Raw genomic sequence first — 21,464 nt, forward strand, 5'->3', positions numbered from 1 at the left:
GTCAATGGCGCCGCACCGCCGTCGAGGCCGCCGTGGAGAGAGCCGCCCGGCGAAGCCCCAATTTCCCGCAGATGCGGCGCCATCACACTTTCCCGCGCGTTTCAGGGCCGGTTAGGGTCGGACGACACGCCACGCTAGGATGACTTTCCAAAGCGTCCATCACCGTGTAGCTTGGAAGCGCTTGCAGCTGTGAGCCACATCACCGACGATGCCACCGGGCCAAGGAGTCTTCCGAAGAGCCCTCCACGTGGATGCAGGATTTTTATGAAAGGGACACCAATGAAGGTGCAGAACACCCTCACAACCGGAACCAGCCGCCGGGTATTCACGGCCGGTGCAATCTCCGTCGTTGCGGCTCTGGCGCTCAGTGCCTGCGGCGGGGCAGCAGCCACCGGCCCGGCCACGGCAACAGCCACCGCGAAGCCGGACCTCAAGTCCGGCGGCGCCGGCACGATCACCATGTGGGTCGACGCCGAGCGCTCGCCCGCACTGAAGGACATCACCGCCAAGTTCAAGGCTGACACCGGCATCGACGTGAAGCTCGTGGTCAAGGACTTCGCCGCCGTCCGCGACGACTTCATCACCCAGGTCCCGACGGGCAAGGGCCCGGACCTGATCGTCGGCCCGCACGACTGGGTAGGCAAGTTTGTGCAGAACGGCGTCATCGCGCCGGTCGAACTCGGCGATAAGAAGGACGCCTTCCAGGAGTCCTCGATCAAGGCCATGTCCTACAACGGTTCCGTTTACGGCGTTCCCTACGCGATCGAAAACATCGCGCTGCTGCGCAACACGGCCATCGTGCCGGACGCGGCCAAGACCATGGACGAGGTCATCGCCAACGGCAAGAAGGCCGTCGCGGAGGGCAAGGCCAAGTTCCCGTTCCTCGTCGGCATGGACCCGAAGCAGGGCGACCCGTACCACCTGTACCCGCTGCAGTCCTCCATGGGCTCGCAGGTCTTCGGCAAGGCCGCCGACGGCGGTTACGACCCGAAGCAGCTGCTGATCGGCGACGCCGCCGGCGTCGAGTTCGCCAAGAAGCTGGCCGCTTGGGGCGACAAGGGCGAAAAGATCATCAACTCCAACATCACCGGTGACATCGCCAAGGAGAAGTTCCTCGCCGGCGAGTCCCCGTACTACCTGACCGGCCCGTGGAATGTCCCGGACGTGCAGAAGAAGGGCATCAAGTTCGCGGTTGACGAGCTGCCGACCGCCGGCGACCAGCCGGCCCAGCCGTTCATCGGCGTCAACGGCTTCTTCATCAGCTCCAAGAGCGCCAACGCCCTCGCCACGAACGAGTTCGTCACCAACTACCTCACCTCTGAGGCAGCCCAGGACTCCATGTACAAGGCAGGCGGCCGTCCGCCGGCACTGAAGGCCTCCTTCGACAAGGCTGCCAGCGATCCGGTTGTCGCCGCCTTCGGCAAGATCGGCGCCACCGGCGTCCCGATGCCGGCCATCCCGGAAATGAGCGCTGTCTGGGCTGACTGGGGAGCCACCGAGCTCGCCCTGATCAAGGGCCAGGGCGACCCGGCCGCTGACTGGGCCAAGATGGCCGCCAGCATCAAGGGCAAAATCAAGGGTTAGTACCCGCGCCGGGGAATGAGCGCCACGCGCGCCCTTCCCCGGCAGCATCGGGCCGGGCGGCCACCAGGCCGCCCGGCCCTTCCTGCATCACCCCAGCTTCTCCCAAGGACTGTAGAGAGCCATGTCAGATACCGAACTCCGCGAGGACACAGACCCCGCAGCGACGTCCCCTTCGGACGCCGTCCCCGCAAACCACGGCCGGCAGGCCAGAACCCTCCACCAACGCCGGACCGGTCCGGAGGGGATCAAGGGGACGATTGCCAAGATCGTGCTCCTGGGCCTCGTGGACGCCCTGGCCGTCTACGTCCTGATCATGCTCTTCCTTAGCCAGTCCTGGCTGGCGCTGGGTGTCTCCGCCGCCGTCGTGCTGGTGATCAACTGGATCTACCTGCGCAAGGGCGGCCTGCCGGCCAAGTATCTGGCCCCCGGCGTGCTGTTCCTGCTGGTTTTCCAGGTTTTCGTGGTCATGTTCAGTGGCTACATCGCCTTCACGAACTACGGCGACGGGCACAACAGCACCAAGGATGACGCGATCGCCGCCATCCAGCTCACCGCCCAGAAGCGCGTCCCGGATTCACCGGCGTACAAGACTTCCGTGCTGGCCAAGGACAACTCGTTCTACCTGCTCTTCACGGACCCGCAGGGCAAAGTCTCGCTGGGCACCACCGACAAGCCGCTGGAGGAAGTCTCCGGGGCCGGCAAGGACTCCACCGGCAAGGCCAAGACGCTGGACGGCTACCAAACCCTGAACTTCCAGGAAATCGTGGCCAATCAGCAAGGCATCCTGGACATCAAGGTTCCCGTTTCCGCGAACCCTGCCGACGGCACGCTTCGCACCGCGGATGGCAGCAACGCCTACCAGTTCAAGCCGGCGCTGAAGTACGACCACGGCGCGGACACCTTCACCGACACCACCACGGGCGCGGTCTACCGCGACAACGGCAAGGGCGCCTTCGCCGCGGATAACGGCGAGACGCTCTCCACGGGCTGGAAGATCGACGTCGGGATGGAGAACTTCGCCCGCGCCTTCACCGACCCGAGCCTGCGCGGACCCCTGCTGGGCGTCATCCTCTGGACCTTCACCTTCGCCGTGGCCTCCGTGGCACTGACCTTCGCCCTGGGCCTGTTCCTGGCCATCACCTTCAACCGGGAAGACCTCAAGGGCAAGAAGGTGTACCGGATCCTGATGATCCTGCCGTACGCCTTCCCGGCGTTCCTCACCGGCCTGGTCTGGTCCGGCATCCTCAACCCGGAGTTCGGCTGGCTCAACCAGACCCTGCTCGGCGGGGCCTCGATCGGCTGGCTCACGGATCCGGTCCTGGCCAAGATCAGCGTCCTGGTGGTCAACCTCTGGCTGGGCTTCCCCTACATGTTCCTGGTCTGCACCGGCGCCCTGCAGTCGCTTCCCTCCGAACTCGACGAAGCTGCCCGGATGGACGGCGCCGGCCCGTGGCGGGTGTTCCGCTCCATCAAGCTGCCGCTGCTGCTGGTGTCGATCGCCCCGCTGCTGATCTCCTCCTTCGCGTTCAACTTCAACAACTTCAACGTGATCTTCATGCTCACCGGCGGCGGTCCGCGGTTCGCCGACACCGACCGGGACATCGGAGCCACGGACATCCTGATCACCCTCGTCTACAAGGTTGCCTTCGGGCAGGGCACCGGCCGTGACTACGGCCTGGCCAGCGCCCTCGCCATCATCATCTTCATCATCGTGGCCACCGTTTCGGCCATCAGTTTCAAGCAGACCAAGGCACTCGAGGACGTGAACTCATGAACGGGTCAGCACCGCACACCACCGCCCCGGTGGACGCCACCGGCACCGGCACAGGCACAGGCACCGCCGCCACCGACGTCGAATACCTCAAGTCCCTGCAGCGCCGGCGCCCCTTCGGCGTCTGGTTCAAGGACAAGGGGTGGCGGCACCTGGTGGGTGTCATCGTGACGATCTTCGCGGTCTTCCCGCTGCTCTATGTGCTCTCCGCAGCGCTGAACTCCACCGGCACGCTCGTCGGTTCCAACGCACTGTTCAGCAAGATCGACTTCGGGAACTTCACCGCCCTCTTCGACATGCCCTCGCGGCCCTTCGCCCGCTGGTTCCTGAACACCATGGTGGTGGGCGGCGTGACCTCCGCGGCCACGGTGTTCCTCGGGGCGATGGCGGCGTATGCCTTTTCCCGGATGCGCTTCACCGGCCGACGGTTCGGCCTGCTGAGCCTGCTACTGCTGCAGATGTTCCCGCAGCTGCTGGCCGTCGTGGCCATCTTCCTGCTCCTCAGCGGCATCTCCGAGGTGATTCCGGCGCTGGGCCTGGGCAGCCAGCTGGGCCTGATCATGGTGTACCTGGGCGGAGCCCTGGGCGTGAACACCTACCTCATGTACGGGTTCTTCAACACCGTGCCGCAGTCCCTGGACGAGGCCGCCAAGATTGACGGCGCCAGCCACACGCAGATCTTCTTCGGCATCATCATGCGCCTGGTCACGCCGATCCTGGCCGTCGTGGGGCTGCTGTCCTTCATCGGCATTTCAGGTGAATTCGTGATCGCGTCCGTGGTGCTGACCGATCCGGACAGCCAGACCCTCGCCGTCGGGCTGTACTCATTCGTGGCGCAGCAGCGCTCCGAGAACTGGGGTGTTTTTGCCGCCGGCGCCGTGATCTCGGCCATCCCGGTGATGGCCCTGTTCCTGTTCCTGCAGCGTTACATCGTCAGCGGGCTCACGGCGGGCTCGGTGAAGGGCTAGGCATGTCAGGTGCTGCCGCGGCCGGGTTGCTCCCACACCACGACGGGTCCGGCCTGCACGCCCCGCAGCAGCCGGCCCTGGGGGACCAGGCCCGGCTGCGGATCCGCGTCCCCGAAGCGTGGGGTGCGGCCAGCCGGGTCTGGCTCCGCTCAATCCACGACGGCGAACCCCGTTACACGGGCTGCGTAAACCTCGGGGAAGCGGACGGCTGGGCCTGGTGGGAAGCGGACATGCCCGTCACCAACCCGGTGGCCCGCTACCGGTTTTTGATTGAGGCCGGGCAGCGGTACTGGCACCTCAACGCGCAGGGCCTCTTCGGCCGGGACGTCTCCGACTACGCGGACTTCCGGCTGACTGCCTTCCCCGCCGCGCCGGCGTGGCTGCGGCAGGGCACCCTGTACCAGGTCTTCCCGGATCGTTTCGCTCGCTCCGCCCGGGCTGCGGGGCACACCGTCCCGGACTGGGCGGTGCCTTGCGACTGGGACACCACCGAAGTGCAGGGCGCGTCCGCCGAAACGCCTTTCCAGTTCTACGGCGGCGACCTGCACGGTGTCACGGAGCACCTGGACCACATCCGGGAGCTCGGGGCGGACGTCATCTACCTGACGCCGTTCTTCCCCGCCCGGTCCAACCACCGCTATGACGCTTCCACTTTTTCCACCGTTGACCCCCTGCTCGGCGGGGACCAGGCTCTGGTGGAGCTCGTCGAAGCGGCCCACGCCCGCGGCCTGAAAGTGATGGGCGACCTGACCGCCAACCATTCCGGCGACGCGCACGAGTGGTTCCAGCGGGCACTGGCCGCGCCCGGGTCCGAGGAGGCGGGCTACTACTACTTCAGCCAGGACCACAGCAGCTACGAGGCCTGGTACGGGGTGGCCTCGCTGCCCAAATTCAACTGGGCCTCGGCCGGGCTGCGGGAGAAATTCGTCCTCGACGACGACTCCCCGGTGGCCCGCTGGCTTCGGCCGCCGTTCAACCTGGACGGCTGGCGGATCGACGTCGGCAACATGACCGGCCGGCTCGGCGAAACCGACCTCAACCAGGAGGTGGCCCGGCTGATTGCGGACCGGGTCCGCCAGATCAACCCGGACGCGGCGCTGCTGGCCGAGGCGACCAACGATGCCGCTCCGGACTTCAGCGGCGAGCACTGGCACGGCGCCATGACGTATTCCAACTTCACCCGCCCGCTATGGGCCTGGCTCTCCGGCGACGCCGCGCACGTCAACTTCTTCGGCACGCCGCTGCCCGGCCCCAACCGGATGGGCGCGGAGGACTTCCTTGCGACCCACCAGGACCTGGCGGCGGCCTTCAGCTGGGACGTCCGGCAGCAGAACATGAATGCCCTGAACAGCCACGACACCGCCCGCGCCGCCACGGTCATGATCGACGGCGGCCAGCAGCTGGGCGCCGTGCTGATGTTCACCCTGCCCGGCGTGCCGGTGGTGTTCGCCGGGGACGAGTTCGGACTCAAGGGCGACAACGGGGAGTTTTCCCGGACTCCCATGCCCTGGACCGACCCGTCCCGGATCCTGACCGACCTCCGGGACACGTACTCCGCGCTGACCGCTTTGCGCCGGGCCCAGCCTGCCCTCACCGGCGGCGGAATCCGCTGGCTGCACGCGCAGGGCGATGCGCTGGCCTTCGTGCGGGAAACCGCGGACAACACGGTACTGGTGGTGGTGGCCCGGGCCGCGGCCGGGGTGGACCTCGCAGCGGGCCTGCTCTCTGCCCGGCAGCTCGCCGCGCTTGCGGATACCCCGGCCTTCGCCGTCGGCGCGATAGCGGCAGCCGCTGGTGGGGCGGCAGCGACCGTCCGTGCCGGCGGCCCGGCAGCCGGCGTCTGGGTGCTGCCCGGAGTTGCGCTACCGGCACCTTAGACTGAAGGCCACGACTGAGGGCCGGATTCGACGGAGAACTGGAGAGCGCATGCGCAGCATTGTTGAGGAGCTGACGTCCGCCCTGGGCGGGGCGAAGGTCATCGCGGATGAGGCGGTCCTGGCGGCGTATGCCGTGGACCAGGCGCCGGTGCTGGACTACCAGCTCCCGCAGGCCGTGGTCCTGGCGGAATCCGTGGCGGACGTCCAGGCCGCCGTCCGGGCCTGCGCTGCCCAGCGGGTGCCGCTGGTAGCGCGCGGGGCCGGCACCGGCGTGTCCGGCGGTGCGCACGCCAGCGAAGGCTGCGTGGTGCTGAGCCTAGAGCGGATGAACCGCATCCTCGACCTCAACCCGGACGACGAAACCGCCGTCGTCGAACCCGGCGTCATCAACGCCGAGCTTAATGCCGCCGCCGCGGTGCACGGCCTGATGTATGCGCCCGACCCGGCCAGCTTCAAGCTATCCACCATCGGCGGGAACGTCGCCACGAACGCTGGCGGCCTGCGCTGCGCGAAGTACGGGGTGACACGGGACTCGGTGCTGGCGCTCGACGTCGCGCTTGCGGACGGCACGCTGATCCACACCGGACACCAGACGTTCAAGGGCGTGGCGGGCTACGACCTCACCGGGCTGTTCGTGGGATCCGAGGGGACCCTCGGGATCGTCGTCGGGATCACGGTGCGGCTGAAGTACCTGCCGCGGGAGGTCCACACCATCGCGGCCTTCTATCCCGACTTCCGCAGCGCCGCGGCGGGGGTCCTGGCGGTGGGCAAGGCGCGCGTGCAGCCGGCCATCATGGAACTGCTGGACAGCGGCTCGCTCGCCCAGCTAGACGCCGCCCACGGCTCCGACCTGGCGTCCCGGGGCGCCGCGCTGCTGCTGGTCCAGACCGACGGCTTCGGCGCCGCGGCCGAGGCGGCCGCGATCCGGCCGGTGCTGGCTGCCGGCGGGGCCGTGGTCACCATGGAAGCCAACGCCGAGGCCGAGCAGCTGGTGGAACTGCGCCGCAACAGCCGCGGCGTCGAGGTCGACGACGAATACCGGGTGGGCGAGGATGTGGCCGTGCCGCGGTCCCGGCTGGTGGACTACGTCGCGGAGCTGGAGGCGATGGCCGTCCGCCACCAGGTCAAGCTCAAGGTGGTGGCGCACGCCGGCGACGGCAACCTGCACCCGACCTTCTGGGTGGACCGCACGGGCGGCGCCACGGACGCCGCAGCGATCGAACGGCTGGGGGCGGCCCTGGACAACTCCGTCACCGTGGCCCTGGCGATGGGCGGCACCATCACCGGGGAGCACGGCGTGGGACAGTACAAGCTGCGCTGGCTCGGCCTGGAGCAGAAGGAACCGGTGCGCGAGCTGCAGCGCCGGATCAAGGAACTCTTCGACCCCGCCGGAATCCTGAACCCCGGCAAGGCGATCTAGCCCGGCTGTGCTTCTTCCCGCCCAAGTAGCTCGCAATAGTTGCCGTTATGAGCCCTCAAAACGACAACGACTGCGAGTCAGTTGGGTTGGGGGAGGGCTCAGTCGTCCGAGTCCGGGTATTCGTCGATCGCCTCGTCTTCGCCGTAGCGTGACTCCTCGGTCTCGACTTCAAGGATCTTGAGCAGCTCTGTGTCGGGGTTCAGCATGATCGCGGCCTCGTCACGGCGGTGCCGGAGCTCCGAGTCGATGTAGGACTGCACGGCCTCGGCGAGCGGGATGTGCCGGTTCTCCTTCTCCGACATATACCAGCGGTGCTCCAGGATCTCGTGCACGGCTTCCGCCGGTTCAAGCTTTCCGGAGAGGTCGCGGGGAATCGAGCGGACGATCGGCTCGAAGATCTGGCTCACCCACAGGTGCGCGCTGTACTCCTCGTCCATCCCAGGGTTGTTGTCCGCACGGAAGGAGTCCATGTCGTTCAGCAGCCGCCGGGCCTGGTTCTCCTGCGCATCCAGGCCGGTCAGGCGCAGCAGCCGGCGCTGGTGGTGGCCCGCGTCCACCACCTTGGGCTGGAGTTGGATCGTGGAGCCGTTCTGCGTGGTCTTGATCGCGTATTCCTCGACGTCGAAGCCCAGTTCGTTGAGCCGCCGGATTCGCGCCGCGACCCGCCAGCGCTCGCCGATCTCGAAGGATTCCTTTTCCGTCAGCTCGGTCCACAGCCGCCGGTAGCTCTCCATGATGAGCTCGCTGGTGGCCACCGGGTCCACCTTTTCCTCGATCAGCCCGCCGTCGAGCAGATCCATCAGTTCGCCGGCGATGTTGACCCGGGCAATTTCCAGGTCGTACTCGCGCTGGCCGGTGGACAGGTCCGGGTACAGCTCGCCGGTCTCGGCATCCACGAGGTAGGCGGCGAAGGCCCCGGCGTCGCGGCGGAACAGGGTGTTGGAGAGCGAGACGTCGCCCCAGTAGAAGCCGATCAGGTGCAGCCGGACCAGGAGCAGAGCCTGCGCGTCGATCAGGCGCGTCAGGGTGTCCTTGCGCAGCATCTGGGAAAACAGTGCACGGTACGGCATCGAGAACTTCAGGTGCCGGGTGACCAGCACGGGATTCAGCGGCCGGCCCTCCGGGGTGGTGCGCCCCGTGATAACCGCAACCGGCTCCACGCACGGCACGTCCAGCCGGGCGAGCTTGCGGAGCATGTGGTACTCGTGCCGCGCGATGTGCTCCGAGGTTTCCTTGATGGCGATCACGGAGCCGCCCAGGTGGGCGAACCGGACAATGTGCCGGGAGATGCCGCGGGGGAGGGCGGCGAGGTACTCCGCGGGCCAGTCCTCCAGGGCGATGTGCCACGGCAGATCCAGCAGCTCGGGTTCCGTGGCCGCCGCGGTAATGCTCAGCGAACTCGACGCCGCCTTCTCGTCGTTGGCGCTGGCGGCCTGGTACCGGGGCAGCTTGCCGATCTGGCCGTAGTCAGTGGGTTCATCGTGCCACTGGGCACCGTTGTCCTCGGTCATAACGCAATTCTCCCGTACTTGGGTGGGCCACGCCTAAAGCTGCCGGTTAACGGCCGACGGCGGCCCTCCCGGAGGAGAGCCGCCGTCGTAAGCGGACTGGGCCCACGCCGGCAGGGTTCCCTGACCGAAGCGAAGCGAGGTTAGGGAGCCGGTGGGGACTAGTCGCCGAGGCGCAGTCCGGTCTTGGTGTCGAACAGGTGCACGTGGCCCGACTGCGGGCGGACCCAGACGGTCTCGCCCTTCATCGGGGGACGGCGGCCGTCGACGCGGGCCACGATGTCGTGGTCCTTGCCATCCAGCGCGGTGTGGCCGTAGACGTAGGCGTCGGCACCGAGTTCCTCGACAACGTCGACCTCAACCTGCAGGCCCTCGCCCTGCGGCGCGGTCTCGAGGTCTTCCGGACGGGTGCCCAGCGTGACGGTGGAGCCGGAGGCGTCCTCGAGGACGTCGCGCGGGACCGGGTAGACGGTGCCACCGAACTGCACGCCGCCGTCGACGACGGGAAGTTCGAGCAGGTTCATGGCCGGGGAGCCGATGAAGCCGGCGACGAAGACGTTCTTCGGCTTGTCGTAGAGGTTGCGCGGGGTGTCCACCTGCATCAGCAGGCCGTCCTTGAGGACGGCCACGCGGTCGCCCATGGTCATGGCCTCGACCTGGTCGTGGGTGACGTAGACGGTGGTGACGCCGAGGCGGCGGGTCAGCGACGCGATCTGCGTGCGGGTCTGCACGCGCAGCTTGGCATCAAGGTTGGACAGCGGCTCGTCCATGAGGAAGACCTGCGGGTTACGCACGATCGCGCGGCCCATGGCGACGCGCTGGCGCTGGCCGCCGGAGAGGGCCTTCGGCTTGCGGTCCAGGTACGGCTCGAGGTCCAGGAGCTTGGCAGCTTCACGGACACGCTCGGCGCGCTCTTCCTTGCTGACGCCGGCGATCTTCAGCGCAAAGCCCATGTTGTCCGCCACCGTCATGTGCGGGTACAGGGCGTAGTTCTGGAACACCATGGCGATGTCGCGGTCCTTCGGCGGAACGTCGGTGACGTCGCGGTCGCCGATCAGGATCCGGCCGGAGTTCACATCCTCAAGGCCTGCAAGCATGCGCAGGGAGGTGGACTTTCCACAGCCGGAGGGTCCAACGAGGACTAGGAACTCCCCGTCGGCGATTTCAATGTTGAGCTTGTCAACAGCGGGCTTCTCTGTGCCCGGGTACAGACGCGTAGCGTTATCAAAAGTAACTGTAGCCACAGTTATCAATCCCTTCACCGGCAGGTACGTGCCGGACGATCCGTAGTGAATGGTTCTTTGTATTCAGTTGTGGCATCCGGTGGTGGATGCGCATGCTCCCCGGCCGAAGCCGAGGAGCATCCAGTGACGCCGCACGGTAGTTGTGCGCCACATCACATACAGAGTATGTCAGATTTTTGTGTTTGGGGCTAAAAAGTTACGGATCTCACAGGTAACATCGCTCACTTTGGCGGAGCTGGCGCTGTGTATGCTGTGCCCATGACGGCCTTGCAGATCTATGTCAGCTTCCCCGGCACCGCGCGGGAAGCGCTTGGCTTCTACGCGGATATTTTCGGCGGCGGCTTGTCCCTGTTCACCTATCAGGAGTTCAACCGCGACGACGGCCCGCCCGATGCCGTCGCCCATGGCCAGCTCAACGGGCCAGTGGCCCTGGCGGGATCCGATGTGGCGGCCGGCCAGACGAGTGTCCGGTGCGAAGGCCTAATGCTCTCACTGCTGGGGACCGCGGAACCTGCAGTCCTGCACGAGTGGTTCGACAAGCTCTCGGCCGGCGGGCGGGTGGTGGACCCCCTGGCCGCGAAGCCGTGGGGTGCCTCGGACGGCCAAGTTATCGACCGCCACGGACTTCACTGGCTGATCGGTTACGAACCTGAGTCCGCACCGAGCTGATACGCGGATCAGGCTTATACGCGCCTGAGGGCCGGAAATGGCAGCTACTGGGAGTCAGTTGCTTCAGATTCCGGCTCTTTGTGTGGGCGGGCCTTGCGCGTGGGATCCACGGTGCCATCGGCGCCGTAGTTGCCCTCGGAATACCGGCCGACTTCCGACTCCGCCGTGCGCGCCGGTGCCGATCCGGCACCGCCGTAGTCCGCCCTGACGTAGCGTCCCGATTCGCGGGCCTTGTCGCCAAGCGGTTCGGGCAGTCCACCTTCGGATCCCGCCGCACCGTAGTTGCCCTCAATGTACTGGCCTTCCTCGTCGTCCGAGTGCCGGCCGGACTGGGCGCCGGACTTGCCGAAGTCGCCTTCGACGTACCGGCCCCGAAGGTCCTTTTCCTCAGGGTTCGAGCCGGAACCGGCTGCCTCCGAGGTGTTTTCCTTGCCGCTGTTCTTGGTCATGATCGTTCCCTTCCGAAACGAAATCTGCGTCTTGTGCGGCGCAATTTAAGTCTAGCGAGGGCAGTCGATCCCGGACAGGATGACCCGGGAGTGCCGGGTTGAAGGGGCGGGCGGGGGAGCCAGGCGGCGACGTCCTAGGCGCCGACGGCCTTTCGCCGTTCGCGCAGCAGCGCTTCCAGGAACTCGGAGACGTGTGCCGGGGCTTCCACCCGAAATTCGGCCTGGGTGAAGTCCAGTCCCACCTTGACGCCCAGGTCGCCGCGGATGAGGCTGCCCAAGGCGTCTTCATCCGTGGTGTCGTCACCGGCGAACACGATGGCGGTGGCTCCGGTGGCCTGGCGGAGGAATGAGATCCCTTCTCCCTTGGAGGCGTGGACCACGGAGGTCTCCAGCACCCGGTTGCCGGTTTTGACGAAGACGCCATGGCGGTCCTGCAGGGCAGCCTTCGCCGCCGCCACAGCGTCCTCGGCGACATCGTCGGCGGCCAGCCGGGTGTGCAGCACGACGCCGGCCGGTTTGTCCTCCAGCAGGGTTCCGGGCGCTTGGTCCACGATGTCGGCCAGCACCTGGCGCACCTCCTTCAGCAGTTCCCGCTGGCTGTCTTCCAAGACCAGTTCGGTGGAGCCGGGGCCCATCCAGACTTCCGCGCCGTGGCTGCCGATCAGTAGGGTCTGCTCCGGCGGTGAGGCGACCGCCCGCAGGCTGTCCAAGGCCCGGCCGGAGATGAGCGCCGTCGTCGTTCGGGGGAGTTCCGCAAGGGCCGCGAAGGCGTCAGCCGATCGGGGCAGGGCCCGGGAATCCTCCGCATGGTCCACCAGTGGTGCCATGGTGCCGTCGAAGTCCATGGCCACCAGGAGCTGTTCCGTGCCGGCGACGCGGTGCACGGCCTCCAGCAGCTCGGGGGAGAGCGAAAGCTTGGTCCGGGGGGCGTCGGCCTCAGGAGTCATCGCGGACCACCTTTTCCTGGAGCGCGCTCAGGAAGTCCGCGGACCAGAGGTCGACGTCGTGGTCCAGGATCTGCTTGCGCATGGCCCGCATCCGCCGCGCGGCCTCGGCGGGCTGCATGTTGACTGCCCGCATGATTGTGTCCTTGAGGCCGTCGATGTCGTGCGGGTTCATCAGGAGTGCCTGCTTGAGCTGGTCCGCGGCGCCCGCGAATTCACTCAGGACCAGGGCGCCGTCGTTGTTCGTCCGGGCGGTGACATATTCCTTGGCCACCAGGTTCATGCCGTCGCGCAGGGCGGTGACGAGCATGACGTCGGCCGCCAGGTACAGCGCCACCATTTCCTCGATCGGGTAGCTGTGGTGCAGGTAGCGGACGGCGGTGTTCTGCATGGTGTCGAAGGTGCCGTTGATGTGGCCGACGGTGCCTTCCACTTCCTCGCGCAGCAGGCGGTACTGTTCGACGCGCTCGCGGCTGGGGCTGGCCACCTGGATCAGGGAGGCGTCCTCCACCGTGACCTTGCCGTCTTCGAGGAGTTCCTCGTACGCCTTGAGCCGGTGCCGGATGCCCTTGGTGTAGTCCAATCGGTCCACACCGAGCAGGATGGTTTTGGGGTTGCCGAGGTCGCGCCGGATCTGCTTGGCGCGTTCGATGATCTCGGGATTCCGGGCCAGTTCGCTGATCTGCTTGACGTCGATGGAGATCGGGAACGCCTGGGCGCGGGCGATGTGCGTGGTTTCGCCGTCGGCGCCCTTGACGTGGACCTGCTGCTGCTTGACGCTGGCGCCGAGGAAGCGGCGGGCGGAGCGCATGAAGTTCCCGGCGTCGCTGCTGCGCTGGAAGCCCACCAGGTCCGCGCCCAGCAGGCCGTCGATGATCGCGCGGCGCCACGGCAGTTGCGCGAAGATCTCCGGCGGCGGGAAGGGGATGTGGTTGAAGAAGCCGATCTTAAGGTCCGGGCGCGCCTCGCGGAGCATCTTGGGGACCAGCTGGAGCTGGTAGTCCTGCACCCAGACCGTGGCTCCCTGGGCGGCGTGGCGGATGACGGCGTCGGCGAACCGCTTGTTGACCTTGCGGTACGAGTCCCACCAGGCGCGGTGGAACTCGGGCGGAGCGATAACGTCGTGGTACAGCGGCCAGAGCGTGGCGTTGGAGAACCCCTCGTAGAAGAGCTCGATGTCCCGGGTGCTGAGTTGGACGGGGATAAGGTCGATGCCGCCGTGGCTGAAGGGCTCGAGGTGTTCGTCGGGGGCGCCGTGCCAGCCCACCCAGGCGCCGTCGGTCTTGGTCATCATCGGGGCCAGCGCGGTCACCAGGCCGCCGGGGGAACGGCGCCAGCCGTCCTCGCAGCCAGGCTCATCGGGGGAGCACCGGTCCACCGGCATGCGGTTGGACACCACCATGAAATCGAACGTGGCGCCCGGCTCCGATGCGTCCGGGTGCTTTTCGGCGCCTGGCTCGGTGTGCTGCGCCCGGTCGGCTGTCTGGGCAGTATCGTGCTCGGCGGCCTGCTCGGCGCGTTGTTCGGCGCTCTGCTCGGCGCGTTCGGTTGCTTGCATTGGTGCCCCCTGGGGTCGCTTATGGCTCTTATCCACCCTAGCCGGGTGGAATCTTCCGGGCTATTCGTCCGTTGGGCACACAGAAGGAAACTTGAAAGCGCAAGCTCCCTTGTTTCTCCCCTAAAATGATGAAGTTGCCACCCAAGTGGACCATCCCAGGCCGATCGACACGAGGAACTAATGAGCGCCGCAAACGAACCCCGTCAGTCCAAAGCGGAGCGCACAGCCGCGGCCCGCGAGAAAGCCCGTGAGATCCGCGAGGCGCAGCTGAAGAAGGAAAAACGCAACAAGCTGCTCATCGGCTGGGGCATCGTGGCCGCCGTCGTCGCCATCATCGTGATTGTCGCCCTCGTGGTGACCTCGAACATCAAGAACAACGCCCCGGTGGCCGACTCCGGCCCGACGCCGGCGAACGGCAACGTCCACGGCGGCGTGACCCTGCTGGCCAACACCGGGGTGGCGAAGACGGAACCGGCCACGGTCAACGTAGCTGACGTGCCCTCGCCCGCTGCGACGCCTCCTGCCGAAATCAAGGCGCCGGGCGCCGAGGCCGAGGCTGGCAAGCCGGTCAAGGTGGTCCTGTACATCGACTTCATCTGCCCGGTCTGCAAGGACTTCGAGTCCCGGTACAACGAGACCCTCACCAAGCTGCGCAACGAGGGCAAGATTACGGTCGAGTACCGCCCGCTCGGCTTCCTGGACAGCCGTTCCAGCACCAACTACTCCTCGCGCGCGGCCAACGCCGCGGCCTGCGTGGTGAACGAATCGCCGGAGAAGTACTCGGACTTCGTCGACGCGCTCTTCGCCAAGCAGCCGGCGGAAGGCAGTCCCGGCCTCTCCGACAACGAGCTGAAGAAGCTGGCCACAGATACCGGTGCCAAGAGCATCGACAAGTGCGTGGACGACAAGACCTACCGCCCGTACGTGAAGTACACGACGCAGGAGGCTGCGGCCATCGGCGTCACCGGAACGCCGACCGTCTTCGTCGAGGGCAAGCAGTGGGGCAAGGGCGCCAGCGCGCAGACCCCGTTCGAGCAGTTCCTGCAGGCCGCGGTGGACGCCAAGAAGAAGTAGCGTCCGTCCCGCGGAAACAGCCCGGTCCCGGTTACTCCGGGGCCGGGCTGTTGCGTTGCTGGCATTTTTTACCGGCGGGCGTCCGTGGGCTACCCTTATCTAGCGCTTAGCGTCCGGCCGTCTCGTGCCCGGACGACGACGGCGCATTGCCTCCTTAGCTCAGTTGGCCAGAGCACCGCTCTTGTAAAGCGGGGGTCGTCGGTTCGAATCCGACAGGGGGCTCCACGAACCCCTCCGTCCCGGCGATTTTGCCCCGGGACGGAGGGGTTTTTGTACAAACCAGTCGGGACGCTTAGCGCGGCCGAGGAGATGCGGCGGCTCCACCAGCGTCTGGACCGCTCCCCGTCACTTTTTCCAGGCCGGCCCCGGGGTTTTGGAAAGGGACGCTGACACCGCAATGGCACCGGCGACTTGTGCCACCCCAATGGCGCGGGTAAGGCCCGGGCGCTTCTTGAACCAGCCCATGAGTGGGGCCCACGGACCGAACTCCCAACGTGCGGAATGCTCTACGGGGAACAAAGCGGTCAGCACCCCATCCCCGATGTGCAGCATGACCAGTGACTCCACGACCCGAACATCCATGAGATGCCCTCCCACGCCTGAGCCCGATCCCGGCTGATCCGACCTCGGCAACAGTGTGCGCCCGCCTCTCACAGTTACTTAGGGCTGAAGGTCCTAATGCGGTCCCATTAGCTTGGGCAGTCATTCCGGGTCCTCGGGCCGGGCAACGCCCATGCTCCAGCCGACGAGCCTTACTCGGAGGTGATCCTGAGTCCGGCGACCGCTCCGGTCCAGGCGCCGTTCGGATCGGCCCGGGTGAGGTGGGCGCCGACGTGTCCTGCCGCCAGCTGGACAACCTGCGCACGGGTTTCCGAGCAGTCGATCTCGAGGACTGTGTACTGGCTTCCGCCCTTGATGTCCTGGGAGAGGTAGATCTGGGCGTGGGGGATGCCGACGCAGGCCGCGGTGACGGTGTGGGGCCCGGCCGTCTCTACGGTGGCTGATTTCTGGAAGCCGACACTTGGGCCGTCGGCGGGACCTGAATCGGTCAGCAGCGGCTTTCCTGATGCTGTGGCAAGGCGCCGCTCCAGTTCGGCGTAGTTGCGGGTTTCAACGGCGAGGATGTCAGGATCCTTGGGCGGGAGGGTGTACCCCGGGCGGCCGCTGGAGCCGGCCACCGAAGGCTGGGGACCGCCGTCGTCTTCGTAGGCGCACGCGGCCAGCACGGGCCCCAACACCAGGCAGGCGGCCAGCGCCGCGGCGCAACGCACGGTCGTCATTCCCCCAAGAACAGACATGCGCTGAGTCTACGGACCACCTACGGGATGGCAAGTGGGCCGCGCGCTCGCGGGCGCATGATTCGATTGCAGCGGTCATCGCCGGCGTTCGCATTCAGGCCCTGCGCCGCATCGACGGCAGGGGCCAAGAGCCCCTTGACCGGCCTGCGGCCGAGGGCGGAGCCTTGCGCTATGACTGAATCGAACCCGGCCCCGGACATCAAATCCACCGACCTCCAGGAAACGCCGACCGCGGTGTTGCGCGAGACCGTGCCCATGAACGCCCTGCGCGACTTCTTCGACCGCGCCTACCGTTCGGTGATGACGGCCGTGCAGCAGCAAAACGTGCAGCTGGCCGGCCCGCCGTTCGCCCTGTATCGCGGCATGCCCACCGACGTCGTCGACGTCGAAGCAGGCTTCCCGCTTGCCGCACCGTACCCGGGCGGGGGAGAGGGTGCCGTGACAGCGGGCGTGCTCCCCGCCGGGCGTGCCCTCGAGGCGATGCACGTGGGCCCCTACGACGCACTCCCGGAGACCTACAGCGCCGTGATGGCCAAGATGCAGGCGGAGGGCCTGACGCCGGGCGACGCCATGTGGGAGTACTACCTCAGCGATCCGGCCACCGAGCCGGACCCGGCGGCCTGGAAGACCCTCGTTGTCTGGCCGGTGACCTGAGCCGCACGCAGTCCGGCGCTAGTCGGCGTCGATCTCTTCGAGAAGCTTCCTGGCGGCGTCGGCGATGTCGTCGTGGCCGTGCTGCGCCGCGCGACTCTCCAGCGATATGACCGCGCAGCGGTGGACTTTCTTGAAGTCGCCGAAGGGAAACGTGACGCTGCCTTTGGTGCCCTCGGAAGCATCCGGGTCGAGGCCCAGATGCCACTGTGAGAACTCGGCGAATCCGTTCTTATCGATGAACTTGTTTTCCTGTTCGGCCGACGGGGCGTGCTCGCTCCAGTCGTCCCGGGTGTCGCGCTGGACCTTGCCGTCCTTGATCAGTCGACGGGCGTGGGCGAGCGACTTTTTGTTGAGTTTCGTAGCCATCATTGCCTCCTTGGTTCAACCGGTTCGTGACGCGGGATGTCGCTTTCAACACACTATGCGCCAACTACCAGCATGATGCCCTAAACTGCTTCACTGAGGTGCCTGAAATGGCGCTGTGCAGCAACGAAAGTGAACCCCGCTATGGCTACCGATTACGACGCCCCACGCAAGACAGAAGAAGAATCTCCCGCTGAATCGCTGGAGGCCCTTCAGGCATCCCGTGGCGGCGGTGCCCAGACTGCTGTTATCGACGTCGACGAGAACGACACCGCCGAAGGCATTGACCTTCCCGGCGCCGACCTCTCCGGCGAAGAACTGACCGTCATTGTTGTTCCCGAGCAGTCGGACGAGTTCACCTGCTCCTCTTGCTTCCTGGTCCGTCACCGGTCCCAGGTCGCCAAGGAAAAGAACGGCCAGAAGTACTGCCGCGACTGCGAAGGCTAAAACCTTCCTGCCTGGAACACCGGGGGTTGTTTCAAGAATTCTGAATTACACAAAGCAAAGCGCCGGACGCCCTTGGGGGCCCGGCGCTTTGCCGTATCCGGAGATGCCCAACCCAACTGACTCGCAGTAATTGCCGTTTTCAACCCTCAAAACGACACCTACTGCGAGTTAGTTGGGGCTAACGACCTCTCGTCAACCCAAACGCGCGGTTCTACTCTTGAGGTATCCGGGTGGGGTGGATATCCGGATGATTTGAGGGGGCGGCTGTCGTGACAAGATCCCGTGGGAACAGGCTCGCCGTTTGGCTGGTGGCTTTACTGACGGCGGCTGGCTGGGGTCTCCTGGCGCCCGCACCGGCGGTCGCTGCGCCCTACTGCGGCCTCGTCTGGGGATCGCTGGCCAAGGCCAATGCCGCGATGAGCCAGGCGAAGGTGGTCAACGTCCGGACCGGCCAGCACTATTGCTTCGACCGCCTGGTGATAGACCTTAACGGACGGGCGCTGGCAGGCTACTCCGTACGCTACGTGCCGCAGGTGGTGCAGGACGGTTCCGGGCTGCCGATCGCGCTGCGCGGGCAGGCCTTCATCCAGGTCACCGCCAACGCGCCGGCCAACGACGCGAACGGCAGGTCGAGCTACAACCCGGTCAACAAGGCCGAGCTAAGCAATGTTGCCGGGTACCAGACGTTCCGCCAAGTGGCCTGGGCCGGAAGCTTCGAGGGCTACACCAGCCTAGGACTGGGCGTCCGGGCGCGGCTGCCGTTCCGGGTCTTCACGCTTGCCGGGCCCGACGGCGGCTCACGCCTGGTCACCGACGTCGCCCACTTCTGGTGAGCGGCTCCGGTCGGGCGCCGAGGGGTCGACGGCGGTCCCGGCTACAGCGCGCCGAGCTCCGCCCGCAACGGGTACTCTTTGCCGTCCAGCACCAGCTGGGTGCAGCGACGGCTAGCGGGATTGAGCACGATCGGTGCCATCAGGTTCACGGTGGTGGAAGTGGGGGAGTGGTTAACCACCACGAGGACCTGCGGCGTCTCGTCGTTGCCGAGTTCCAGGGCGTCCAGCGCGGCGGCCGGAAGCGGGGGCGTGTAGCCCGGGACGAACACTGCGGCATCCGCGAGGAACAGCCGCACCGGTGCGGAGCCGGACTCAAGGGCGAACAGACCCGGGGCGCTGTCGATGTTCCGCAGGGCGAAGTCGTGGACGTTTTCCAGCCCCGGCATGGGCGCGGTGAACGTCACGGGAGTGCTGCTGAGAACGGAGTTCATCGCAGGAAGTCCATCAGGGTGGGCTGCAAGACCTTCGCCGTAGCCGCCAGGGCCACCTGGTAATTGGTTTCCTGAAGCTTCAGGTCCATGATCACGCTGCCAAGGTCAGCTTTTTCAATCCCGCTCCGCTGGGCGTCCAACGAGGCCTCCATTTCGGTGTTGACGTTGCCGGCACGTTCCAGCTGTGCCTGCCGCGTTCCAATTTCAGCACGGCCATTGACGATGTTCTTAAACGCGGTGTCGACGTCGCCCACACGCGGGGTGACATCCGTGCCCGTCCGCAGATCGGCCGCCAGCTTGCTCACGACGTCGAAAACGGAACCATTGCCGTTGCCGAAAATCCCGGCGCCGTCGGCGTCCACACGCACGGTCTGCGTGGCGCTGATCCGGCGCTCCACCGGGTTGACGCCCGTACCGTTAAACGTCGGAGGGGTGCCGGTGTCGCTGCGGATGGCGGGGTTGCGTGGTGTTCCCGGGGTGAACGCGCCGGACGCGTCCGAGCTGCCGGCGAAGATGTTGCGGCCCAGGTGTTGGGAGTTGGCAATCCCCACCAGATCCTGGTTGAGGGATTCCAGCTCCGCGGCGATCGCGTCCTTGCCGGACTGGTTCAACGAGCCGTTGCCCGCCATCACTGTCAGGTCCTTGACCCGGCGCATCACGTTCGTCGCCTGCTCCAGGGCAGAATCCGCGGCGGTCAACCAGGTGTTCCCGTCGTCGATGTTCCGGCCGTACTGGGCGTTGGCCGCCTGGAGTGACCGGGTGGCCAGGGCCTGGGCCGTGGCGGCGGGGTCGTCCGAAGGGCGGGAAATCTTGTTTAGCGAGGTGGCCTTGTCCTGCAGTTCGGCCAGCTTGGCCTGCTGGAACTGCAGCGTCCGCTGGGCGTTCGCGTTCATGGTCAGGTTCGTTACGCGGTTCAGCATGATTACCTTCCTACCAGTCCGGTGCGGTTGATCAGGACGTCCAGCGCCTCGTCGACGGCGGTCATCACGCGGGCGGCCGCCTGGTAGGCGTGCTGGTTGGTGAGCAGGTTGACGTTTTCTTCGTCCAGGCTCACCGACGCCTGCGAGGCGCGGCTGGTCAGAGCGGAGGCTTCGGCGGCGGAGGTCAGGGACTCGCGCTGCTGGGCTCCGCGGGACTGGACGCCAATTCCGGTGACGATCCCGGACCACAGTTTGTCCGGGGAAGCTGCGCCGGTGCCCAGCTGGGAGATCTGGTCCGCGATGCTGGTATCCAGGGCGCCCGAGTTCGGCGATTTCAGTGCGATGCCGGCGGTGCCGGTCGGGGCTTTGATCCCAAGTGCAGCGGGAGTGCCGCTGATCGTGAAGAAGTCGACGCCGATGGCGCCGGGAGTGCCCGGTGCGGCATCGGGAAGCTGGCCCTTTTTATGGACTTCGTTCACGGTCGTAGCGAGGGTTGCCGCGAGTTTGTTGTAGGTCTCGGCAGCTTCGGCGATGGCACCGCCGGTGCCCGGGGTCGAAGGTGCTGTGGCGGCCGGGGCGAGGACGGACAGGGCGCCGGCGATTTCGCCGCCGTCGGAGGATGCCACCCCCGCGGAATCCTTCCACAGCAACTGCACCGTGGATCCGAGGGCGTCGCCGGACTGGCTGCCGGAGAGCTCCAGCACCCGGACGGAGGTGCCCATCACCAAGGGGTTGCCGCCGACGTGGACGTCCACGGTGCCGTCCGGCTGTTCGCGCACGGTTCCGCCGGCAAGCCGGGAAATGGTTTCGGTGAGTTTGGCGCGGGCATCGATCAGCTCGTTCGCGGATCCACCGGCGGCCAGGGTGGAGCGGATGGTGGCGTTGTAAGCGGCCACCTGGTTGGCCGCGGAGTTGACGACGTCCACGGCGTCGGCAGCCTGGGCGCGGACACTGCTCCATTGACCTTGCAGGGCCTGATAACTGGAGGAAATCTTGTCCGTAAGGGAGTTGGCTGCGTTCAGCAGCAGTCCCTTGGGGCCGTCCTCGCCCGGCTGGTTCGCGGCGCCTTGCCACGCGGACCAGAACCCTTGGAGAGCGGAGGAAATGCCGTTGTCGCCGGGCTCCTGCAGGATGCCCTCAATGCCTTGAAGTGCCGACGAACGGATCCCGGCGTAGCCGGCCTGAGCGCCGGCGGAACGGACGCTGGTGTCCAGGACGCTGTTGCCGAGCCGTGCGATTGCGTCCACCGAAACGCCCTGGCCCGTCTGGACTGTGCCGCTGCTGAACATCCCCGGGGCCGGGGCGCCGATCGCGGACTGCTGGACGCGCTGGCGGGTGTAGCCCTCCGTGGCGGCATTGGCGATGTTCTGTCCTGCGACGTTCATGCCCTGCTGGGAAGCAGTCAGTCCGCGGTAGGCGGTGTTCAGCGCGCCAAAGGTGCTCATGGTCGCT

At 66.6% G+C, this 21,464-nt stretch carries 20 protein-coding genes and 1 tRNA gene; 11 read left to right on the top strand and 10 right to left on the bottom strand.

Annotated features, from left to right (window positions below; translation table 11 throughout):
- Window positions 1-279 precede the first annotated feature (279 nt).
- The 5 genes from AC1DNC_RS15885 to AC1DNC_RS15905 all read left to right on the top strand — a co-directional run bounded on the left by AC1DNC_RS15885 (window position 280) and on the right by AC1DNC_RS15905 (window position 7,620).
- Window positions 280-1,584, top strand: a complete 1,305-nt coding sequence (locus tag AC1DNC_RS15885; RefSeq protein ID WP_476863500.1) for a sugar ABC transporter substrate-binding protein — start codon at window positions 280-282, stop codon at window positions 1,582-1,584.
- A gap of 121 nt (window positions 1,585-1,705) precedes the next feature.
- Window positions 1,706-3,358 (top strand): ABC transporter permease subunit, encoded by a 1,653-nt coding sequence (locus tag AC1DNC_RS15890; RefSeq protein ID WP_476863501.1) that lies wholly within the window; start codon window positions 1,706-1,708, stop codon window positions 3,356-3,358.
- Complete coding sequence (locus tag AC1DNC_RS15895; protein ID WP_476863502.1) at window positions 3,355-4,323, top strand: sugar ABC transporter permease; 969 nt, start codon at window positions 3,355-3,357, stop codon at window positions 4,321-4,323. The genes AC1DNC_RS15890 and AC1DNC_RS15895 overlap by 4 nt, the downstream gene beginning before the upstream one ends.
- 2 nt (window positions 4,324-4,325) lie before the next feature.
- Window positions 4,326-6,200 carry a glycoside hydrolase family 13 protein gene (locus tag AC1DNC_RS15900; RefSeq protein ID WP_476863503.1) on the top strand — a complete coding sequence of 625 codons (1,875 nt, stop codon included), beginning with the start codon at window positions 4,326-4,328 and terminating at the stop codon, window positions 6,198-6,200.
- Between the two features lie 49 nt (window positions 6,201-6,249).
- Window positions 6,250-7,620, top strand: a complete 1,371-nt coding sequence (locus tag AC1DNC_RS15905) for an FAD-binding oxidoreductase (protein ID WP_476863504.1) — start codon at window positions 6,250-6,252, stop codon at window positions 7,618-7,620.
- Window positions 7,621-7,718: 98 nt separating this feature from the next.
- On the opposite strand, the gene AC1DNC_RS15910 is transcribed toward AC1DNC_RS15905, so the two are convergent.
- Both AC1DNC_RS15910 and AC1DNC_RS15915 read right to left on the bottom strand, forming a co-directional pair.
- Window positions 7,719-9,131 carry a DUF4032 domain-containing protein gene (locus tag AC1DNC_RS15910; RefSeq protein ID WP_476863505.1) on the bottom strand — a complete coding sequence of 471 codons (1,413 nt, stop codon included), beginning with the start codon at window positions 9,129-9,131 and terminating at the stop codon, window positions 7,719-7,721.
- A gap of 158 nt (window positions 9,132-9,289) precedes the next feature.
- Entirely contained in the window at window positions 9,290-10,372 is a 1,083-nt protein-coding gene (locus tag AC1DNC_RS15915) for an ABC transporter ATP-binding protein (protein ID WP_476863506.1), read from the bottom strand.
- Between the two features lie 258 nt (window positions 10,373-10,630).
- On the opposite strand from AC1DNC_RS15915, the gene AC1DNC_RS15920 reads away from it, so the two are divergent.
- Window positions 10,631-11,041, top strand: coding sequence for a VOC family protein (locus AC1DNC_RS15920; RefSeq protein WP_476863507.1), 411 nt, complete (start codon window positions 10,631-10,633; stop codon window positions 11,039-11,041).
- 44 nt (window positions 11,042-11,085) lie between these two features.
- Here AC1DNC_RS15920 and AC1DNC_RS15925 read toward each other — a convergent pair whose 3' ends face one another.
- The 3 genes from AC1DNC_RS15925 to AC1DNC_RS15935 all read right to left on the bottom strand — a co-directional run bounded on the left by AC1DNC_RS15925 (window position 11,086) and on the right by AC1DNC_RS15935 (window position 13,836).
- The gene (locus tag AC1DNC_RS15925) at window positions 11,086-11,490 is read right to left on the bottom strand and encodes a hypothetical protein (RefSeq protein WP_476863508.1); all 405 of its coding nucleotides are present in this window, start codon (window positions 11,488-11,490) and stop codon (window positions 11,086-11,088) included.
- A 134-nt stretch (window positions 11,491-11,624) separates the two neighbouring features.
- The gene (gene otsB / locus AC1DNC_RS15930; RefSeq protein ID WP_476863509.1) at window positions 11,625-12,437 is read right to left on the bottom strand and encodes a trehalose-phosphatase; all 813 of its coding nucleotides are present in this window, start codon (window positions 12,435-12,437) and stop codon (window positions 11,625-11,627) included.
- Window positions 12,427-13,836, bottom strand: coding sequence for an alpha,alpha-trehalose-phosphate synthase (UDP-forming) (locus tag AC1DNC_RS15935; protein WP_476863554.1), 1,410 nt, complete (start codon window positions 13,834-13,836; stop codon window positions 12,427-12,429). Before AC1DNC_RS15935 ends, otsB begins: the two co-directional genes overlap by 11 nt.
- Before the next feature lie 336 nt (window positions 13,837-14,172).
- On the opposite strand from AC1DNC_RS15935, the gene AC1DNC_RS15940 reads away from it, so the two are divergent.
- Together AC1DNC_RS15940 and AC1DNC_RS15945 are read left to right on the top strand one after the other, a co-directional pair.
- Window positions 14,173-15,066: a DsbA family protein gene (locus AC1DNC_RS15940; protein ID WP_476863510.1), complete on the top strand. Its 894-nt coding sequence runs from the start codon at window positions 14,173-14,175 to the stop codon at window positions 15,064-15,066.
- 148 nt (window positions 15,067-15,214) lie between these two features.
- Window positions 15,215-15,291: transfer RNA gene (locus AC1DNC_RS15945), tRNA-Thr, on the top strand.
- Window positions 15,292-15,818: 527 nt separating this feature from the next.
- Here the strand turns inward: AC1DNC_RS15945 and AC1DNC_RS15950 are convergent.
- The gene (locus AC1DNC_RS15950) at window positions 15,819-16,364 is read right to left on the bottom strand and encodes a hypothetical protein (RefSeq protein ID WP_476863511.1); all 546 of its coding nucleotides are present in this window, start codon (window positions 16,362-16,364) and stop codon (window positions 15,819-15,821) included.
- Between the two features lie 171 nt (window positions 16,365-16,535).
- On the opposite strand from AC1DNC_RS15950, the gene AC1DNC_RS15955 reads away from it, so the two are divergent.
- Entirely contained in the window at window positions 16,536-17,018 is a 483-nt protein-coding gene (locus tag AC1DNC_RS15955; RefSeq protein ID WP_476863512.1) for a GyrI-like domain-containing protein, read from the top strand.
- Window positions 17,019-17,036: 18 nt separating this feature from the next.
- Here AC1DNC_RS15955 and AC1DNC_RS15960 read toward each other — a convergent pair whose 3' ends face one another.
- Window positions 17,037-17,384 carry a hypothetical protein gene (locus tag AC1DNC_RS15960; protein WP_476863513.1) on the bottom strand — a complete coding sequence of 116 codons (348 nt, stop codon included), beginning with the start codon at window positions 17,382-17,384 and terminating at the stop codon, window positions 17,037-17,039.
- 141 nt (window positions 17,385-17,525) lie between these two features.
- On the opposite strand from AC1DNC_RS15960, the gene AC1DNC_RS15965 reads away from it, so the two are divergent.
- Together AC1DNC_RS15965 and AC1DNC_RS15970 are read left to right on the top strand one after the other, a co-directional pair.
- Complete coding sequence (locus AC1DNC_RS15965) at window positions 17,526-17,828, top strand: DUF4193 domain-containing protein (protein ID WP_354233579.1); 303 nt, start codon at window positions 17,526-17,528, stop codon at window positions 17,826-17,828.
- A gap of 269 nt (window positions 17,829-18,097) precedes the next feature.
- Window positions 18,098-18,661, top strand: coding sequence for an AMIN-like domain-containing (lipo)protein (locus AC1DNC_RS15970; RefSeq protein ID WP_476863514.1), 564 nt, complete (start codon window positions 18,098-18,100; stop codon window positions 18,659-18,661).
- Window positions 18,662-18,702: 41 nt separating this feature from the next.
- On the opposite strand, the gene fliW is transcribed toward AC1DNC_RS15970, so the two are convergent.
- From fliW to flgK, 3 genes are read right to left on the bottom strand one after another with little or no spacing between them, the layout of a single operon-like run.
- Window positions 18,703-19,092 (bottom strand): flagellar assembly protein FliW, encoded by a 390-nt coding sequence (fliW, locus tag AC1DNC_RS15975; RefSeq protein WP_476863515.1) that lies wholly within the window; start codon window positions 19,090-19,092, stop codon window positions 18,703-18,705.
- Window positions 19,089-20,012, bottom strand: coding sequence for a flagellar hook-associated protein FlgL (gene flgL, locus AC1DNC_RS15980; protein ID WP_476863516.1), 924 nt, complete (start codon window positions 20,010-20,012; stop codon window positions 19,089-19,091). The genes fliW and flgL overlap by 4 nt, the downstream gene beginning before the upstream one ends.
- Window positions 20,013-20,014: 2 nt before the next feature.
- Window positions 20,015-21,457, bottom strand: coding sequence for a flagellar hook-associated protein FlgK (flgK, locus tag AC1DNC_RS15985; RefSeq protein ID WP_476863517.1), 1,443 nt, complete (start codon window positions 21,455-21,457; stop codon window positions 20,015-20,017).
- Between the last annotated feature and the right edge of the window lie 7 nt (window positions 21,458-21,464).

Source organism: Arthrobacter sp. 01N442 (assembly GCF_056399345.1).

Coding starts and splice junctions, on each gene's coding strand:
- AC1DNC_RS15960 (WP_476863513.1), bottom strand. CDS start 17,384: ATGGCTACGAAACTCAACAAAAAGTCGCTCGCCCACGCCCGTCGACTG.
- flgL (WP_476863516.1), bottom strand. CDS start 20,012: ATGCTGAACCGCGTAACGAACCTGACCATGAACGCGAACGCCCAGCGG.
- AC1DNC_RS15885 (WP_476863500.1), top strand. CDS start 280: ATGAAGGTGCAGAACACCCTCACAACCGGAACCAGCCGCCGGGTATTC.
- fliW (WP_476863515.1), bottom strand. CDS start 19,092: ATGAACTCCGTTCTCAGCAGCACTCCCGTGACGTTCACCGCGCCCATG.
- AC1DNC_RS15935 (WP_476863554.1), bottom strand. CDS start 13,836: ATGGTGGTGTCCAACCGCATGCCGGTGGACCGGTGCTCCCCCGATGAG.
- AC1DNC_RS15910 (WP_476863505.1), bottom strand. CDS start 9,131: ATGACCGAGGACAACGGTGCCCAGTGGCACGATGAACCCACTGACTAC.
- AC1DNC_RS15905 (WP_476863504.1), top strand. CDS start 6,250: ATGCGCAGCATTGTTGAGGAGCTGACGTCCGCCCTGGGCGGGGCGAAG.
- AC1DNC_RS15955 (WP_476863512.1), top strand. CDS start 16,536: ATGACTGAATCGAACCCGGCCCCGGACATCAAATCCACCGACCTCCAG.
- AC1DNC_RS15950 (WP_476863511.1), bottom strand. CDS start 16,364: ATGTCTGTTCTTGGGGGAATGACGACCGTGCGTTGCGCCGCGGCGCTG.
- AC1DNC_RS15920 (WP_476863507.1), top strand. CDS start 10,631: ATGACGGCCTTGCAGATCTATGTCAGCTTCCCCGGCACCGCGCGGGAA.
- AC1DNC_RS15925 (WP_476863508.1), bottom strand. CDS start 11,490: ATGACCAAGAACAGCGGCAAGGAAAACACCTCGGAGGCAGCCGGTTCC.
- AC1DNC_RS15900 (WP_476863503.1), top strand. CDS start 4,326: ATGTCAGGTGCTGCCGCGGCCGGGTTGCTCCCACACCACGACGGGTCC.
- otsB (WP_476863509.1), bottom strand. CDS start 12,437: ATGACTCCTGAGGCCGACGCCCCCCGGACCAAGCTTTCGCTCTCCCCC.
- AC1DNC_RS15890 (WP_476863501.1), top strand. CDS start 1,706: ATGTCAGATACCGAACTCCGCGAGGACACAGACCCCGCAGCGACGTCC.
- AC1DNC_RS15895 (WP_476863502.1), top strand. CDS start 3,355: ATGAACGGGTCAGCACCGCACACCACCGCCCCGGTGGACGCCACCGGC.
- AC1DNC_RS15940 (WP_476863510.1), top strand. CDS start 14,173: ATGAGCGCCGCAAACGAACCCCGTCAGTCCAAAGCGGAGCGCACAGCC.
- AC1DNC_RS15965 (WP_354233579.1), top strand. CDS start 17,526: ATGGCTACCGATTACGACGCCCCACGCAAGACAGAAGAAGAATCTCCC.
- flgK (WP_476863517.1), bottom strand. CDS start 21,457: ATGAGCACCTTTGGCGCGCTGAACACCGCCTACCGCGGACTGACTGCT.